At 34.1% G+C, this 16610-nt stretch carries 18 protein-coding genes; all 18 read right to left on the reverse strand.

The genetic code is table 11. From position 1 onward, the window contains the following. Positions 1-35 precede the first annotated feature (35 nt). Positions 36-2597 (reverse strand): hypothetical protein, encoded by a 2562-nt coding sequence (locus tag ACDD58_RS18605; protein ID WP_370778651.1) that lies wholly within the window; start codon positions 2595-2597, stop codon positions 36-38. Positions 2598-2747: 150 nt separating this feature from the next. Further along, positions 2748-4073, reverse strand: coding sequence for an IS1380 family transposase (locus ACDD58_RS18610; RefSeq protein WP_241070783.1), 1326 nt, complete (start codon positions 4071-4073; stop codon positions 2748-2750). A gap of 101 nt (positions 4074-4174) precedes the next feature. Continuing rightward, a complete protein-coding gene (locus ACDD58_RS18615; protein ID WP_370778652.1) occupies positions 4175-5164 on the reverse strand; it encodes an SIR2 family protein in 990 nt (329 codons plus the stop codon). Positions 5165-5277: 113 nt separating this feature from the next. Next, positions 5278-6216, reverse strand: coding sequence for a tyrosine-type recombinase/integrase (locus ACDD58_RS18620; RefSeq protein WP_370778653.1), 939 nt, complete (start codon positions 6214-6216; stop codon positions 5278-5280). A gap of 251 nt (positions 6217-6467) precedes the next feature. Then, on the reverse strand, positions 6468-6596 hold the full coding sequence (locus tag ACDD58_RS18625) for a hypothetical protein (RefSeq protein ID WP_370778654.1): 129 nt from the start codon (positions 6594-6596) through the stop codon (positions 6468-6470). Then, positions 6597-6875, reverse strand: a complete 279-nt coding sequence (locus tag ACDD58_RS18630; protein ID WP_241070739.1) for a hypothetical protein — start codon at positions 6873-6875, stop codon at positions 6597-6599. Between the two features lie 466 nt (positions 6876-7341). Continuing rightward, the gene (locus tag ACDD58_RS18635) at positions 7342-8631 is read right to left on the reverse strand and encodes a GHKL domain-containing protein (protein ID WP_370778655.1); all 1290 of its coding nucleotides are present in this window, start codon (positions 8629-8631) and stop codon (positions 7342-7344) included. Between the two features lie 239 nt (positions 8632-8870). Beyond that, entirely contained in the window at positions 8871-9359 is a 489-nt protein-coding gene (locus tag ACDD58_RS18640; RefSeq protein ID WP_370778656.1) for a LytR/AlgR family response regulator transcription factor, read from the reverse strand. 63 nt (positions 9360-9422) lie between these two features. Beyond that, positions 9423-9725 (reverse strand): helix-turn-helix transcriptional regulator, encoded by a 303-nt coding sequence (locus tag ACDD58_RS18645; protein WP_242655597.1) that lies wholly within the window; start codon positions 9723-9725, stop codon positions 9423-9425. A 209-nt stretch (positions 9726-9934) separates the two neighbouring features. After that, positions 9935-10303 (reverse strand): resolvase, encoded by a 369-nt coding sequence (locus ACDD58_RS18650; RefSeq protein WP_118592110.1) that lies wholly within the window; start codon positions 10301-10303, stop codon positions 9935-9937. A gap of 16 nt (positions 10304-10319) precedes the next feature. Then, complete coding sequence (locus ACDD58_RS18655; RefSeq protein ID WP_370778657.1) at positions 10320-12596, reverse strand: hypothetical protein; 2277 nt, start codon at positions 12594-12596, stop codon at positions 10320-10322. 62 nt (positions 12597-12658) lie between these two features. Continuing rightward, the gene (locus ACDD58_RS18660; RefSeq protein WP_006859444.1) at positions 12659-12991 is read right to left on the reverse strand and encodes a DUF2185 domain-containing protein; all 333 of its coding nucleotides are present in this window, start codon (positions 12989-12991) and stop codon (positions 12659-12661) included. Continuing rightward, the gene (locus tag ACDD58_RS18665; protein WP_006859443.1) at positions 12984-13493 is read right to left on the reverse strand and encodes an ankyrin repeat domain-containing protein; all 510 of its coding nucleotides are present in this window, start codon (positions 13491-13493) and stop codon (positions 12984-12986) included. The genes ACDD58_RS18660 and ACDD58_RS18665 overlap by 8 nt, the downstream gene beginning before the upstream one ends. Positions 13494-13543: 50 nt before the next feature. Further along, the gene (locus ACDD58_RS18670) at positions 13544-14095 is read right to left on the reverse strand and encodes a hypothetical protein (RefSeq protein ID WP_370778658.1); all 552 of its coding nucleotides are present in this window, start codon (positions 14093-14095) and stop codon (positions 13544-13546) included. Between the two features lie 12 nt (positions 14096-14107). Beyond that, on the reverse strand, positions 14108-14278 hold the full coding sequence (locus tag ACDD58_RS18675) for a GH-E family nuclease (protein WP_370778659.1): 171 nt from the start codon (positions 14276-14278) through the stop codon (positions 14108-14110). Positions 14279-14382: 104 nt separating this feature from the next. Then, positions 14383-14958: a hypothetical protein gene (locus ACDD58_RS18680; protein WP_370778660.1), complete on the reverse strand. Its 576-nt coding sequence runs from the start codon at positions 14956-14958 to the stop codon at positions 14383-14385. Then, positions 14945-15289 carry a DUF6572 domain-containing protein gene (locus tag ACDD58_RS18685; protein WP_370778662.1) on the reverse strand — a complete coding sequence of 115 codons (345 nt, stop codon included), beginning with the start codon at positions 15287-15289 and terminating at the stop codon, positions 14945-14947. Before ACDD58_RS18685 ends, ACDD58_RS18680 begins: the two co-directional genes overlap by 14 nt. Before the next feature lie 606 nt (positions 15290-15895). Beyond that, positions 15896-16603 carry a PoNi-like cognate immunity protein gene (locus tag ACDD58_RS18690; RefSeq protein WP_118093319.1) on the reverse strand — a complete coding sequence of 236 codons (708 nt, stop codon included), beginning with the start codon at positions 16601-16603 and terminating at the stop codon, positions 15896-15898. Positions 16604-16610 lie beyond the last annotated feature (7 nt).

Here is a 16610-nt window from a genome sequence, read left to right on the forward strand (position 1 = left end):
GGGTCTGTCGCAACTAATGCGACAGACCCTAACTTTTAGAAAAAGCTTTTTATAAAATTCCGTAAAAATGCAACACAAGAATGAGTCTGTAATATATTTGATAAAAATGCCTCAGAAACGTCAATTTTTACCATTTGTTCCAAATTATAGAACAATCTTCCCCAATGAAGCTGCTCCATAGTTCTATTCTCTAGTAAAAAATCTGAATTATAAATAATCTCATCTATATCATCTGCATCAAAACGATATAGAGATTTTTCTAATTCTTTTTTGGTTAGCTTACTATATCTTAAATAATTTTCTTTAAAAATACGAATAATTCCTTTTTTGATAATGGGTTGATCAAAGCTTGCTAAATTTTCTAATGCACTGTATCCTTCTTTTGGATATATACTTATCATTTGACCTAATGCATGTACAATTCGAAGCATATCGTCATATTTTCCCAGTTCTTGCATACATTGTGTTAAATCCCAATATATCTTTAAATCACTTTTTCCATTATTCCAATCTGAATGTGAAGATCGACTTTTATATGGAGCAGTATAAAAATAAAATGCTATTGGATTAAACCCATCTTCGAATACCTTGTCAAATTCTTCAGAAAATTTAAGAAGAGATGACTTTCTTTCGGTTGCAGGGAACATAAATAAAATACGTTCATATTTTTCTACTACTTTTTCAAATACTGCAATAAATCTTTCACGATCACATGGCATAACTAAATATAGTGACCAAAAAACACTGCTGAGGAAAAAATCAAGATGCTGTACCTGTACATCAAATTGAATTTTGTCCCAAAAATGGAGGAACATATTATACATTTCATCAGGTTCATTTTTCATTGATTGTACAACGATAATATTTGAAATTATAAAAAGCCAGCTATTATTAATATCCGTATTTAATTTAACAATCTCGAAATATTCATTTGCCGTTAAACATTTTTTGCTCAAAACTTTTTCTATATAGTGCTGTATTGGCATATTAATACATCTTGTAAACTGTTCTTCAAAATCACTTCCTGCATTGAAAAAAATATTATAATCACACTTTATCAAAATATCGACCGCATAATTAACTGCTGATTCATTTGTCTGTATAACAGGAAATATTTTATTAATAATATATTGTTTTAAATAAATATATTCATTTGTGCTTACACTATCCCATCCAAAATATGTTAATATATGGCATAGTTTAATAAGACCGTTTTGATCTTTAAAACTATCTGATATTCTTACATTCGTCTGTAATTGATCTGAATATTCTTTTATTGAATCAAACAATATATCGTTACAAAGTACAAATGATGCATAAGACAGTTTATAATCTTTACTACACTTATTCCATATTGTTAGATTTTGTGGGGCAAGTTCGGCAAATACCTTAAATAAATAATACTGTAATTCAAGGGAATATGTATTAATATCAATATTTTTCAAATAACATTCAAATAATTTCTGATGGCATTTCAAGCATTTTTCTAAAACTTTTATAACTAATTTTTTTGAAAAGTTGGTTGGTTTCTGATTTTTTATAAGAATATCTAACTGTTTTAAAAGGAAATCAAATTTATCAATGTCATTAATTTCAGCCAAAAAAGAAACATAAACATTCATCTGCATCTCAGAAAAATCAGATTTTTTTTGTAAATCAGGTATTATGTTTTCCGATATTTTCAGTTCCCACGAGGAAGAATTTAATATATATTCCTTACACAAATATATTGCCAATTCCGGATAAATAAAATTTCCCTCTAAATTAATAATATTGCACTCGTGCAAAAAAATGTATTCCTGTGATGACGTATTAAGATTTAACGATTCATCAAATATTTGTTTATATGCCAATTTTTTTAGCATGGTATATAATGCATGTTTTGTAAAACTATATTTATTGATTGAAATATCATAAATAGCATCTATATAATGTACAAAAAAATCCGGTTTTTGAGTCAAATTTATTTGATTTTTGTTAATAATTTCCCAAACATATGGAATACGTAACAATTCTTGATGAACTAATTCATTTGTATTAGTTATCTTATTTTTAATTAAAAGATTTACAACCTCATCTTCTGAAAACTCACCAATATTTATCTGCTTTGATATAATATTTCCAAATAATGCAAATGTATTTTCTTTTTTCAACTGATTATATATGTTATCTTGAAAACAAATAATAAATTGTATATATTTGAATTCTTGTACGATATATAAAAAATTAAAAAAATCTACAACTTTATCAGTTGAGATCTTATTAAAAGAATTACCATTAAAATAATCGTCTATAATAAAAACAAGCTGTCTTTTAGTTTCATTCCACCATTTTAAAAAGCTATACATAATTGGAAACGGAACTTCTGTATCATATCCTAATACTTGAGCCATATTTTCTAAAATATTATATTTTTCATTATACATTATAGGGAAGAAAGTAATGTCTGATATGGCAGTCATTGCGGTATAAACGGCACACGATTTTCCATATTTATATTTTCCTATTATGGCAATGCATTTATTATCATATGTTGCTAAAAAATTTTCTAAACTTTCTTGTATGTCTTTTCGAATAATTAATCCTGAATTATTCACGGAACAGTATCTGAACTGATAACTGTACCATGAATCCCCAAATTGACCCATGTAGCCTAAACATCGCTCAACCAATCTCCAAAAAGGGTATAAAATCCCTGTAGCAGAGTTCTGAGCGGTTATTAAGCTGTCAAGGTTCGTTAATAGTTGCTATTCCAGCTGTACATTCAGCTTACCGATATTTGAAAGTGTCTCATAGAATTCATTCTTATAAGGGCAGCTGCTACACAGCTTGAATGTGATATATCTTGCTGAACGAATTACTTTTGCAGCAATCTTCAGCAGTTTTAAACGGACGGTATCTATGCGTTGTTTTCGCATGTTTGCTGATAACGCCAATCGTCTAAACCAATTAAATATGTTATACGCAAGAGCGTGTACCTGAAGTCTGTTTGCATTTACGATTCTGGTATGACTGCTTACGGAAGCAAAATCAAAACCGGATTTGCTTTCTTTGATAAAGTTTTCCATCAGACCTCGCTTGCAGTAAAATTTGATAAGATACTCTGGTGCGGAATCCATGTTTGTGACAACAAATGTGTACATGTAAACCATCTGGTTTTCCGGCTTTTCAACCTTGCATACCACACGCCTTTCATAAGGCCATGACTTTGCTTTGTACATGAATTCACCATAAACTACCGCATAATCCACTTTGTTATTTCTGGTGATTTCATTAAGTTCATCCACAAAATAGGATGCTTTTTCACGGAGAAGACCATTCTCCTTCAGCCGGATCACATAGCTTGTGCCGTTTTCTTCGCACTGCTTATAAAGATCAGGAGTCGCAAAACCACTATCACCACGAAGCAGAATACGGATTGCAGGATAATCATTCTGGTATTCATCCAGTATCGGCTGCAGGAAGTCAACCACTCCTGTACAGGAATACTGTGTTCCATCACGAAGCTGTACTTTTATCAGATCTCCAGTCATTCCGTCATAACAGACAAGCGGATGATAACCATTGCTTTGATAATGAAAGTTAAAGGCTCTGCCTTCCTGTCTGCCGTATGCATCAAGAAGGGTGGAATCCAGATCCAGAATAACAGCCGATGGCATCTGAATACTGTAAATTTTCTTCCGAAGCACTCTGGCAATCGCAAGGAACTGGTTTAAGGTATCTTCATCCATACGGTTAAAGAATCTCGATACCGTAGGCTGTGATGCAAGCGCATCTTTTTCAAGTACAGACTTGAATACCGGATCATTGGTCAGTTCATCGGAAGCATCATCTTCGAAATAACCGGCAATGATCATATATATCATCTGGAGCAGATTTTTCTGATCCGTGTGATATCTGAATAATGCAGGATCATTGGTCTTGAAAGTTTTGTCTAAAAGCTTATCAATACCAAGCTTGCTTATGAATTCTTTGATAAGAAGCAGACCTGCATCGGAGGAGAGATCTCCTCCATCAAAATTTATTTTTATCTGTCTATTGCTTTCTAAGGCTAAGGTGTTTACAATACTCATAAAGGGCTCCTTTGGGTTATTTTTTAAGATTCGACACCTTAATTTTACCACAAATGGATGCTCTTTTTTCATTCATCTGATAGGTGAAAAGCAATATTCAGTTAAAATATAGAAACTATGTGGTTTTCAGCCACTTTCACGGCTGTGCCGTGAATAATATAGGTTAATTTATCTCTATATTCAAATTTTTCATTAAATGCTGCCAATTGGTTAGTGATTTTTGTTTCAACCACTGTTGGTAAAAAGACAGGACTAGTATTTTTCATTTTAGCATCTTTTAAAAGAGTCTTTGATAATTCTTGAAACAAATTGTCAAAAGTTGTGTTTACATAATAAAGCAAATCTTTTTGTTCCAATAACTTTACTAAATCTGAATCATCATTAGGTTCAGATATGTTGCACCAATATACTTCGTTAATATCATTTATTTCTTTAAATATCGTTGTAATTAAACTATCATATCCACCATAACCAACAATTATAAGACTGTCATTATGAATAATATGTTTAAATAATTTTATAAATTTTTCTCCATACTGTTTATTCTGTATTTCGTTCTGCGTTAAATGAGTAACAAGTCTCGTTGATAAATCACCATGCATTTTTAGATATATCGGACTTGTTTTACTACATCGCTGGTAATATTCTTCAGGTACTGCACTACCGGGAGTAAAAATAGTAAATGGACTTAAATTTAAAGACTGCTGTGTCTGTTCTAAAAGATAATCGAAGTTCGTAGTAATTACTGCATCAATATATCCCAACTCTGCAAGCATTACGAGCAAAGAATATCCTTCAGAAGGCGCTTTATACCTCTTCATAACTTTATCAAGTGTTTCACACCGACCATTCTGAGACATTTTATCTATTTGTTTTTCAAATTGTTCATCTAATATCTTATCAGACACATTACTCGGAACTATACAACCATTTTCTTTTAAAAAACGTATTTTTAATTCACGAAACAAAATCCCACCGCTAGAAATATCTGCTCCAGCACCAATCAAAAAACAAATTCCCCGTTTTTCATCAGTTCCATTTTTTACACTGGTTATATGATTTAGTATGTTATTGATATTTTTAATATTCATTAATATTGTACCCCATTTACATATATACAGATAATGTTTCAATTTTTGACAACGATAATTCCTAATTATCGTTACTATATTAATTATACAAATTTTCCCAATATTTAGCAATCTTAATATACCAAATTATCGAAATTTTCTCCTATATTTATCTTATTTCTCGGATGTCTTGTCTGCAGTATCTCTTTTTCCTTCTCAGTCGTTACATATGTATATATCTGCGTTGTGGTAATCGAAGCATGTCCCAGCATTTTTTGTATGTATCTGATATTCACGTCCTCCTCCATCAGATAGGTCGCAAAGGAATGCCGGAACATATGCGGTGTAATATTTATATCTGCCTGAATTTCACCGGCATATTTATGTATCATGCTCCTGGCTGATTGCTCAGACAGCGCATTTCCATAACGATTGACAAAAAAATATCCCTGCTTCTTTATCTCATCTTCAAAGTACTTTTTGTAGGCATTCAGTATAGACAGTACGTCATTATTTCCTATTTGAAGATATCGCTCCTTTCCTCCCTTGCCCTGAATACATAACACACCGTTTTTTAAGTCTACATATTTATTTTGCAAATGGCACAATTCCGAGATGCGCAGCCCTGTAGAAAAAAGCGTCTCCACTACTGCGATATCTCTTAAAATGATTTTTTTACGCCACTCTGAATATTCTTTAATACTTCTTTCCTTATAAAGATGATTCAGCAACTGCTCTATAATATCTCTCGGAATAATTTTGGGTAAAATCACTTCCTCCCGAAACTTTGTCTTTACTTTATGGAATGGATTTATCTCTATCAGTTCTTCTTCCTCTAAATAATGAAACAATGCCTTCACGCTGGCAATTTTTCTCTTGACTGTTTTTTGCTTATACATACGGTGAAGGTATACAAGATATGCATTCAGCATTTCTTTATCTGGATTATTTTCTCCTATTACTATAATAAACTGTTCCAAATCCGCCTTATATGCCTTTATTGTCTTATCATCAAGTTCCTTTTGAAATTTACAATAATTCAAATATTTATTGATTTCTTCTTTTAAAAGCATTGCAAAAACCTCCTGGTTTATTTTGTAGATAAGACATATAATAATATTTAGCATATATATCTGCAATCATACATTTTTAGTTGCCATATTCTTTATATTTTCAGCATGGTAATTGTCTTTATAATTGAATTACCATCAAGAATCTGCTGATTTATTATATAACTGATTATTGCCCCTTCATCTACTTAGCCAATAAATGAAGAGGCAATAGTTTACAATAATTTTCTCAATTTCTCTAAAATCTTATATTTTCATGACTGTAAGGTTGTTCTGTCTATTCCTAATTTTTTCGCCAGTTCCACCTCACTGATCTCCTGGTAGAACAGGGCATGAATGATAGCTGTCTCCTCGTCTGTAAGTGTACGTAAGGCTTCGTTCAATTACTCCAGCATGACCGCCCGAACTGCCACATCCTCTACTTTCTCCGTTTCCTCTGCAAACTGCTTCTCTGCTTCCAGAAGCCGCTCATAAGAATCTTCCCTGCTGGGAATGACAATCATCTCTCCGGTTTCCTTATCCACCTTTGTATGTTCCTGCTTCAGATCATGGGTAAAGTATTTCTCCTTGCGCTGCCCTTTGTAATATGTCTCGTAAAGTTCCTTACTGACTTCAAAGATTTGTCCGTTCAATCCGATATAATATTTTTCTCTTTCTGCCATCTTTGACTTGCTCCTTTCCGATTTTGTAAATTTTCAAAATCGAAAAGGGCAGCGCCCGGATATTACACTTCATGAACTTCATGAAAAACAACGAGTGACACGCTTCGCGAGCCACTCTTATGTCAAACAAAAAAAGCAGTGTATGATGAAATTAACAAGCATTTTGGCATTTGCCTTTTTACTTGTTTCTTCCATATCTCATACACCGCTTTTTGAGCAGTACTTTTTATCAGTCTTCTCATGTTTACTGGGATATGCTGCATTTTCCTCCATTTTTCTTCTGTAGGTTACTGCGTATATCCCAAAGTATATGGCTTTCTTTTTTTTCTCCCTATTTTTGTAAAAAACTTCATTGTTACTTGTAACTTTTTGTTTTCAGGCAAAAAAACAGGTGCCAAAATCTGCTTGATTTCAACACCTGGGTTCCGCAACACACATATTACGACAGTCGCTCTTATTTCTAATACTATTTTCCAATATTATAAAGAAGCACTTTTATTCTAAAATAATTCTCTTTATCATCTATAATCATTTGACCGCTATGACGGTTGATAATATTTTCTACAATTCTAAGCCCTAATCCATGTTCATTCTTATCCCCTTTTGTTGTAAGATAATTCCGCCCCTGTTTTCTCAGATTGCCAGTATAGGGATTCTCCATTTCCAAATACAAATTATTTCCAGACATTTTTGCCAGCAGTTTTATCTCTCTCTCTTCTATGTCTACTTTACTAGCTGCTTCAATCGCATTATCAAACAGATTTCCCAACAGACTGTATAAATCGACGTCCTCTAATTTCATATCATACGGAATCATGGTATCCAATTTTACGTTTATATGGTTCTTCTGCGCAACTGCCGCCTTGTAATTGACTATTGTGTCAAAAGTTACATTTCCTGTCTTTGAAAGATTATCCTCTTCTGTTAAAGTCTCTACACTTTGCTGATATAGTTCCCGTATCTTTTCATATTCATTTCGATTTAAATAGGATTCAATCAAAAGATACCTTTGCTTCATATCATGACGGTACTCCCGTGCCTGCTGCCATGTTTTACTCATTTCCTGAAGCTGAACCGCATAATTTTCCACCTGCTGCGTCAAGAACTGCCTTTCCGCCTGATACAATGCTTTTTCCTGTAATTCATTATAATTATAAAATGTAAAAAGATTTACAATCAATATCAATATGGATGCAATCAATTTCGCCCATACATACTCATCTGTCAATGGTACAAATATCGCCATAACAATAAAAATACTGCTCACCGGCACAATAAACACCTCTAGCCAGTCCATATTTCTGATTACTATATTTTTATTCTTTTTCAAAAACAGCAGCGCAATCTTGATTTCAACAAACCAGACTAATTTTGATAAAATCGTATACATGATTGCGACCTCTGTATTTCCCATCATATGTATAATATCTATGCCGCACAAAATTCCGATGAAGCAAACCATCACCTCTGACAGCATTCCTATCAGACACAAAAACAGAACCAGCACAAGTTTGATTCTAATAGAACCTTCATATAACCAGGTTAAAACGCCAAAAAAGGTCACTGAAAAAATTACCATATTTAGCCATGACGGCAATTCAAAAAAATATGTAGTCACATTTGAAATAATATAAAAGGCTGCCCATACCATGACCTGTACCGCTGTTCCTGCCGGTTTTCGGTCAAATGCTTTTTCACATACATTTCTCTGCATAATCACTGTAAATATTTCTACCAATATTAATGCGATTGTCATTTTCCTTCCTCTCTCTCTCCCTATTTTCCAAGTTTCCTCATGTACATCAAACGTGTATTCTCCCTCTTTGCCCTGCTGATTTCCAATGATATGCCATTCTGCAGAACAACTTTGTCGTAATGGTGCTCTTCTATATACCTCGGATTAACCAAAACGAATGATGTATCCTCCAGAAGTCCACCTGCTTCTTCCTCAAATTTATTTCTACATCATTCATTTTACCATAAAATGTACAAATTTTATCTATACAATATACACTTGTAATTTTTTTCACTCATAAAATACATAATTTTATTCAGACTAATATTATAGTATGTTTTGTTAGATTTAAAGGCAAATTTATCATCAATCTGTAATTTTTCGTAAACATCACTGATAAGCTTTTCCATTTGTGCATATGTAATGGGTTTATCAACAAATGCAAAGGGGTGTACGCTGATTGCTTCCTTACTGTATTGTTCAAAGGACGTGATGAAAATAATATTACAATTTACATCGCTCTCCCTGATCTGGCGTGCCGTCTCAATGCCATTCATCCCACCAAGTTCAATATCCAGCAGGATAATATCGAATTGTCCGCTCAGTTCTATTTCCATCAAAAGATCCATACCTGAATAACATTTTCTGATGTCTGCCCGGATTCCTATCTGATATGTAATTTGCCGTACCTGTTTTTCCTGTTTTTCAACCTCTTCTCTTATGTCATCACAAATACCTATCCTCAACATATTTCCTCACCACTTTAATCTTTGATACAACAAAAAAAGCCTAACACTCACACCGTGCAGGCTTTATATTACACCCATCAATTCCAATAACACTTTCCTCTGTTCTGCGCTCAACTGTTTCCATCTTGAAATCAGTTCTTTCTCTTCGTCTGTTAATTCAATTAGATTTCCATCTTCGCAGAAAAATTGAGATAACGTCATTTGAAATGCGTTGCATATTGCTTCTAATGTTGGAAAAGTCGGCGCATTGTTCCGGTTAAACATATTTGCCACTGTGGAATGCGACAAATTCGCTTCTTTAGCTAAGCGGTATTCCGTCCAACTGCGCTCTTCCATTAATTCACGTATTCTACCTTGTATATCCACCCTAACACCTACCCATCTGTGTCTATTATACTGCCCAATTTGAGAGTATGATATGAGGAATAAGTAGATGCGTTGTTACCATTTGGGGTTATATATCAAAGATTGCAAAGTAGCTTGTTCTAATCTTCTAGTTCAACCTAATAATTTAAAAGTCAGAATAACCAACATATTCATTTTTTCCCACTCTTTCGTCCTTTTGCCAGTTTTTTCTATAACCTTCCTAATTCTCTATCAACTTTCATTTGGAGCAATGCAGTTTTTTCCCCCATATATCGTTTAGCCACCTCTAGAATCGCCTTATCATTTCCTAAAATTTCTAACACAGTAACAGAAAAAATATTAATCAAATGCGAATCATCCTTATTTATTATTTCTTCAAAATAATTAAACATATTACTTAATAATTCAGAATCTTCATTTTTAACTAATAACGCTAAGACCTCGGGCATAAAAATATCTTCTATTACAACCGTTTCTAATACTTCTCCATATTCTTCTACACTTTCAAGGAATGACTTCTTCGTTGATGGAAAAAATTCTTGCATTTTCTCAAAAAACTCTTTTACATTTTTATTCACATTTATATCCTCCAAATCAATTAAATAAACTTATGGCATATTCTAAATCATCTATCAAGGCCTCCACTACATCTAAATCATTAAGTCCTAATTTACCTGATCTCGCCAAATTTTTTAGCTGTTTTAATCTTTCTATTGCTTTTATTAAATGTGTTGATGAACCATTGTTAAACTCCTCTACGAGCATGGCTGCCGTCCCTCCATCTCCTACAGTTGCCCCTGGTCTATAAAGTTCATTAACTATTTTTCTTAATTCAGAATTTTGCACCGTAGTCAGTAATTTATCTCTCGTAGTTCCTGATAATTCAGGTCTTCCATCCAAAAGACTATCAACTTTATAGGGGCTTCCATAATTACCATTTTTATGCGGATTCCCTGCCACATTACTTGCAACGTTTCTTCCCACCGTCTCTGGTACAATTATTCCGAGAAGCGCTCCTATAGAGAAGTCTACTGCCATTTGTTCCATATCAAGAATATACGCCATCTTTTTCTCATTAGCCATGGAACCATCTCCAAGTGCCCACGCTACACGACCAGTCAGACTAATCCCTGCATAAATCTCTCCACTAAAAAAAACTGTTACTGGAAAAGCAACTACGCAGGCTCCAGTAAATCCACCTGCCGCTGCGGAAATTACAACATCCCTTAATGCCCCTTCTGCACTTCTGACATTTCCGCTTTCCAACTCTCCGCTTGCCTTATATACAGTTTGACATATTGCCCCCATTCCTGCACCGAATAGTGCTCCTGCAGCAACAGTTCCTATTCCCGGCAAAAATACAGCCAAAGCTATGCAGGCGGCTCCTACCGCAAGACCCATTACAAGATTTCTTGCAAATCCTCCCCAGTCAAACTCACCCTTCTGAGGTACATCCTCAAATGGATCATACCCCTGATATACCGTTCCCGCCAGACTTGTCCTCCTGCCAAACATATCCACACTGCCATTTACGCAAAAACTGGATGCCCCTTCTGAATACAGTGCCATGATGTCCGACATTCCCTGCATGGCAATCCTGGTCATACTCTCAAACCGGATTCCCTCTTTTGCCATCAGAACCAGTCCGCCATTACTTTCTATGGTGGTTCCTGTTTCATCCTCAAATGTAATCTTTCCCGTTTCACCGCCATCCAATCCCATTCGCTGCGGATACAGATCCATTCCTTTTCCGTGCTCTGACCGGAAACTTTTTTTCTCGGGACTTCCCGTCCCCTCACAGGTGCTTCCATTAGTACGGATGCACCCTGTCGCTATTCCCTGTGCCTCATCTCCATTTCCTATGTATAATGCTGTTTTTGTTCCCTTCTGCGGCATACAGTACATCAGGTTTCCTGTCGCTGGGGCAAATCCGTAGCGGTTTCCGCCTGCCGCAGCCTTATCAATGTCAAACGCTACTTCTACCTGCTCCCCCTGCGTTCCGACAATGGATCCGACAAATGACATTCCCGTATAGTCCGGGTTATCCTCCCATGGAACCCTCGTATAGTTGCTTCCTGCAAGGCGGTATGTAAATATGACCTCCCCTCTTACCAGTTCTGTTTTTTTCCGGGAAACAAGCAGCTCCCTGCCTTCATATGTTACCCTGTCACCTAAAGACAGACTTGTCCTCGTAACAACATCATAGCAAATGAAATCCTCCCTATCAACCAGACATTTTCCACTGACAGCATAATAACGTCCATCGAAGCACATATCGCAGGACAGGATTTCCCCCAGTTCCTTTTTCTCCCCTTCCGGCAGACCAAGGTAAAAACGGGGATAATAATAGCTGATGTCTGGCACTAACGGAAGTCCAAGCTGGGATGCCATTCTTTTCAGGAAGTTCCAGTCCGTTTCCTGATACTGTATCAGCGTCCCTCCGGTCCGCATATCACTCCCCGGCAGTATACAGGCACTGTGCTCGGTGTCTGCTGTTACGGTATTGGCAATTCCCATATAGGTCTGTGCTCTTTTCTGGAACACCCGGTTGCATTTTTTCTGATCTAACAGGATTGTTCCGGATACTGCCTGTATGTCTGCAACCCTGTATCCACTTTCTTCTTTAATTTCCACTTTTTCCGGATATCCGCTGAACAATGCTCCAGCAGCATTTTCCTTCCTGCAAAGCTGGATGGGTGTATTCATCCCGTTTATGCCAGTCTCATTTTCTGCCAGCAGAAGCCGGAAGCTTCCCCTGGCATGTTCCCCCGGTATTTCCCATGTCTGAAAATCAAGAATTTTTTCCATGGCAAAGGAACTGATCAATTTTAAATCGGCATATTCAATTTTCCTTTGTAATCCTTCTGCCATAAGCCGCTCCAATAGACATATATATAATTTTGAATTTATTAATAGTTATTCAAAAGTAAATACTATGATTTAATTCTTTCTCCCGTATTACTATCTAAAAAAACTTTCTTTCCATTCTCCTCTATCAATTCTATATCAGTTCCAACTTTGCAATCATATATTGCCAAAATTGCTGGTTCTATATTTGCTACAGTATTAAAATCACATATACACATATTATCAGCTTTACTCAAATATTCTTCTGTATCAATATCCGCAAAAAACCTCCATCCATTATCTACATCATTTATAGCTTCTTCTCTAACACACCATCTCAACTTTCCCTTATGGGATAATATATTTTTTGAAACAATACTTCCACCAGCATTAGAAATAAAAGTTACTAATTCACTCATACTTTTTCATCCTTTCTAGTAAACTTGCTCTATAAGGCATTTTCTCCGCAATTTCCAATGGTGTTTTTCCCCACGCATTCTTGTGATTAACTAAAACATTATTTTGTGAAAACCAAATTTGATATAATGGCTCGAGTTCCTCATCAGTATATTTCATATTAACCACATATTGTAATGGCAATCTATCCTTTTTATCTAATTGATTAATATCTACTCCATTTTTAATTAATCTTTGGCACAACTCTGCAGTTTGTTTTATATTGTGATTTGTCCTTGACAACAGAATATGTAATAAATTTTCGCCACATTCATTTATCACATTAGTTTCAGCACCTTTATTAAGTAAAAAATCTGTTATTAAATAACGGCTTTCTGCATCATTATTAGATAATGAATAAAATAATAATGATTTTCCTTTATATAATTTTTTCTCATCTCCTTCGTTATAACAAGAAATAAACTCATCATATTTTTTCATTTTAGCTACTAAACTTATATCCATTGATTTCTTTACAGAATTCTACCCCTTTAACTGGTAATTTATTTTCTTACCTATACTTCTTTAAAATCAATTAACAAACCATTTTTCTTGCATATATCTACAAACAATTCACTTACAACAAAATCTGTAGTACTTTCTTTATCTTTCGCAATAAAAAATTCCTCTTCAATATCTCTTCTAAACTTTATAAATTTTAACATTCTCTCACCATCACTTAATGTACGATATGTTGATGCTTCTTTATCTATTATAGGTATACTTAGTATGATTTTAGCGGCATACCATTCTAAACTAACGTCTTGACAAACTAATCTACAAGAAAAAAACTTCATTTCTTCTCTCAATAAATTTCCAATTTTTTCAACAAATCGCTTAGAAAACAACAATGCAGATGGACAAAAAATATAATCTGTTTTCTCAATATTTTCCAGTGTATAACCAGTGCCCGCAACAAACTCCAATCTTCTTCTTTTTATTTTTTCTTCATTTCCTATGTCCAATATAAAAAATGAAAAAATTTCATCATCCATCATTTTTTTTAATCCTGCCATACAATCAGGATGATTTAGAGTTGTATTTATTTGATATAATTTTAATGACATTTTATCACTCCTTTATTCATACTTATGACTACAATTATTACTTAGCAATTCTGGTCTATAGTTGGCAGGATAATTATACCAATCCACAAATTCTTTTGTTGTCAATTCCCCATTCATATATGCTTCACGCATTTCTAAATATTTTGATTCTGGAATGTGTCCCATATCCCATACTGTACCCATTTTCTAGATTCTCCTGGTGTCCAATTAATAACCTCACCAGTATTTGGATCTCTAACCAATCCATCAGGGTCTTTAGCATTCTCCATTCTCCCATGTATCTTATTTCACTCTGCCATTATAGCCCATTCAAAAAAGGATTTTCCTCCATTCTTGAAACTCCCAACCTTACCACTCTTTATTGCTTCTTCTGCTATAACTTGTGCCTCATTAACTCTATTCATGTGGATGTATGCTAAATATTTTAAAATATCAATATTCATCCCCTCAGCATTATTAATAACATATCCATCAATATCATAATTTTTCATAAAATCATGGCTACATTCCATTATTAATTCAACAAGATTTTCTGCGAGTTCCTCATAATTTTCTGTTAATTCTACCTCACCTTTTTCTATTAAAATTGACGGAGCTTTAAATGCCCCAACTGCTCTTAGTGAATCAGCTTGTTTACTATTACTTGGCATTTGTAATACTTTCCAAAAAATGTCATCATATTCATAATTTTTAATATATATTCTATAAAACATTTTTTGTGAATCAACAAAATAATCACAGTGAATAAAGGCATTGCCTTCTAAAACATATATAGAACAGCCCTTTACTTTAAATCCTTTCTTCTTAGAAGCATTACGTATTGCTTCAGCAAAATGCTTTTGTTGTTCTTTATCTAACTTCATCATCTTCTCCTTGCGAAACAGAATATTGTATTTTTATACCCAATTCGTTTAATTGATTATTAACTGAATGCAAAAACTTTTCCGCATTTTTAGTTAAACAATGTAGAAAATGTATTTCTATAATTCCATACATAATACTCATGTCTTGGTATATATCTTTATATTGTTTTTCCTCTAAAAATGAAATATATGCATTAATTTTTGCTTGTAGCATTATCAAATGTTGATATTCATCTTTCCACTCTAAATGGTCTGTTATTAATAAAATAATACCTTTCTTATCATCCGTTAATGCTACTCCATCTACCGTTTTATTATCTACTACTGACATAATGCCTCCTAATTAGGTCGAACTATTTTAACTTCAGTACCTGCTGGTATTTGATATCCTCCAGTGAATATACCTTTCCCATTTCCAACAACTACACCTCCATTTTCAAATATTTCTGGAAACGCTCTGGCTTGATTATTGGTTAATGGCGCAGTTAATGACGACTTATATTCTTGTATTACAACATTTCCATTCCGTGCTCTGACCGGAAACTTTTTTTCTCGGGACTTCCCGTCCCCTCACAGGTGCTTCCATTAGTACGGATACACCCTGTCGCTATTCCCTGCGCCTCATCTCCATTTCCTATATATAATGCTGTTTTTGTTCCCTTTCTGCGGCATACAGTACATCAGGTTTCCTGTCGCCGGAGCAAATCCATAACGGTTTCCACCTGCCGCACTTTTATCAATATCAATTCTTGAACCAGCCGAGCACTTTTTCTATGTAAGATAACAAAAAGGCAAACTTCGGGCACGATATTCGCAAAAAGCAGACCGATATCAGCAGTCTGGAAAAGAATTTGATAATTACCAAAGAAAACCGCATTGTCTCCACAGCACAAAGTGCTATGAAAACAAAGGGTATCCCATACAACCATAATAAATTTTATTTTTTATAGTGAACTAAGTCATAGGGATAATATGCTACATCCTTTAAACTACTATCATCCAGATTTAGTATTTTAGCAATAGCGCCTGCTTCAAAACTCCAATACCCATAATAATCATTTTTGCTTGATTTATGACTATCATACCAAGCACATTCCCTATGTATTTCGTACCATTTTTCCTGTAAATACTCTTTCAACGCTTCACAAGCTATTATTTCATCATTATCCAAAATTTGTTTTAAACATTCGTATACTTTAAATTCAAACTCAACTCCTTCTCTCTCCCAAGTAGAATCGATTTCTTTAATTAAGAAATTTACTAAATAGTCATCAAACTTTTCAGATATAAGTCTCTGCTCTAATTCAAATATGTCACTCTTACTAACTTTGAACAGTACTCCCAATGAAAGCACTTTTACCAACTCAATATAGCCATATTTTCTGTCCCACATTTTGCTATAATAAAACAACAATTTTTTGTAACATTCTTCAATCGTTTCCAAATTTTCTCCTAAAGAATATAATAAATTAATTTCTTTTTCATAGGAATTAATTAAAATACTATATCCATTACGAGTACCTCTATCTAATTCTCCCTTTTCAAGAGTTGTTTTTTTTACGGCATCTTCAAACATTATTATATTTTTTCTTTCCTTTTGGCTTAAAATGATAAAATAATGTTCATCTTTCATTCTATCTCTCATTTTTCAT

Source organism: Roseburia sp. (genome assembly GCF_041325975.1).
GTDB classification, from domain to species: domain Bacteria; phylum Bacillota; class Clostridia; order Lachnospirales; family Lachnospiraceae; genus Roseburia; species Roseburia rectibacter.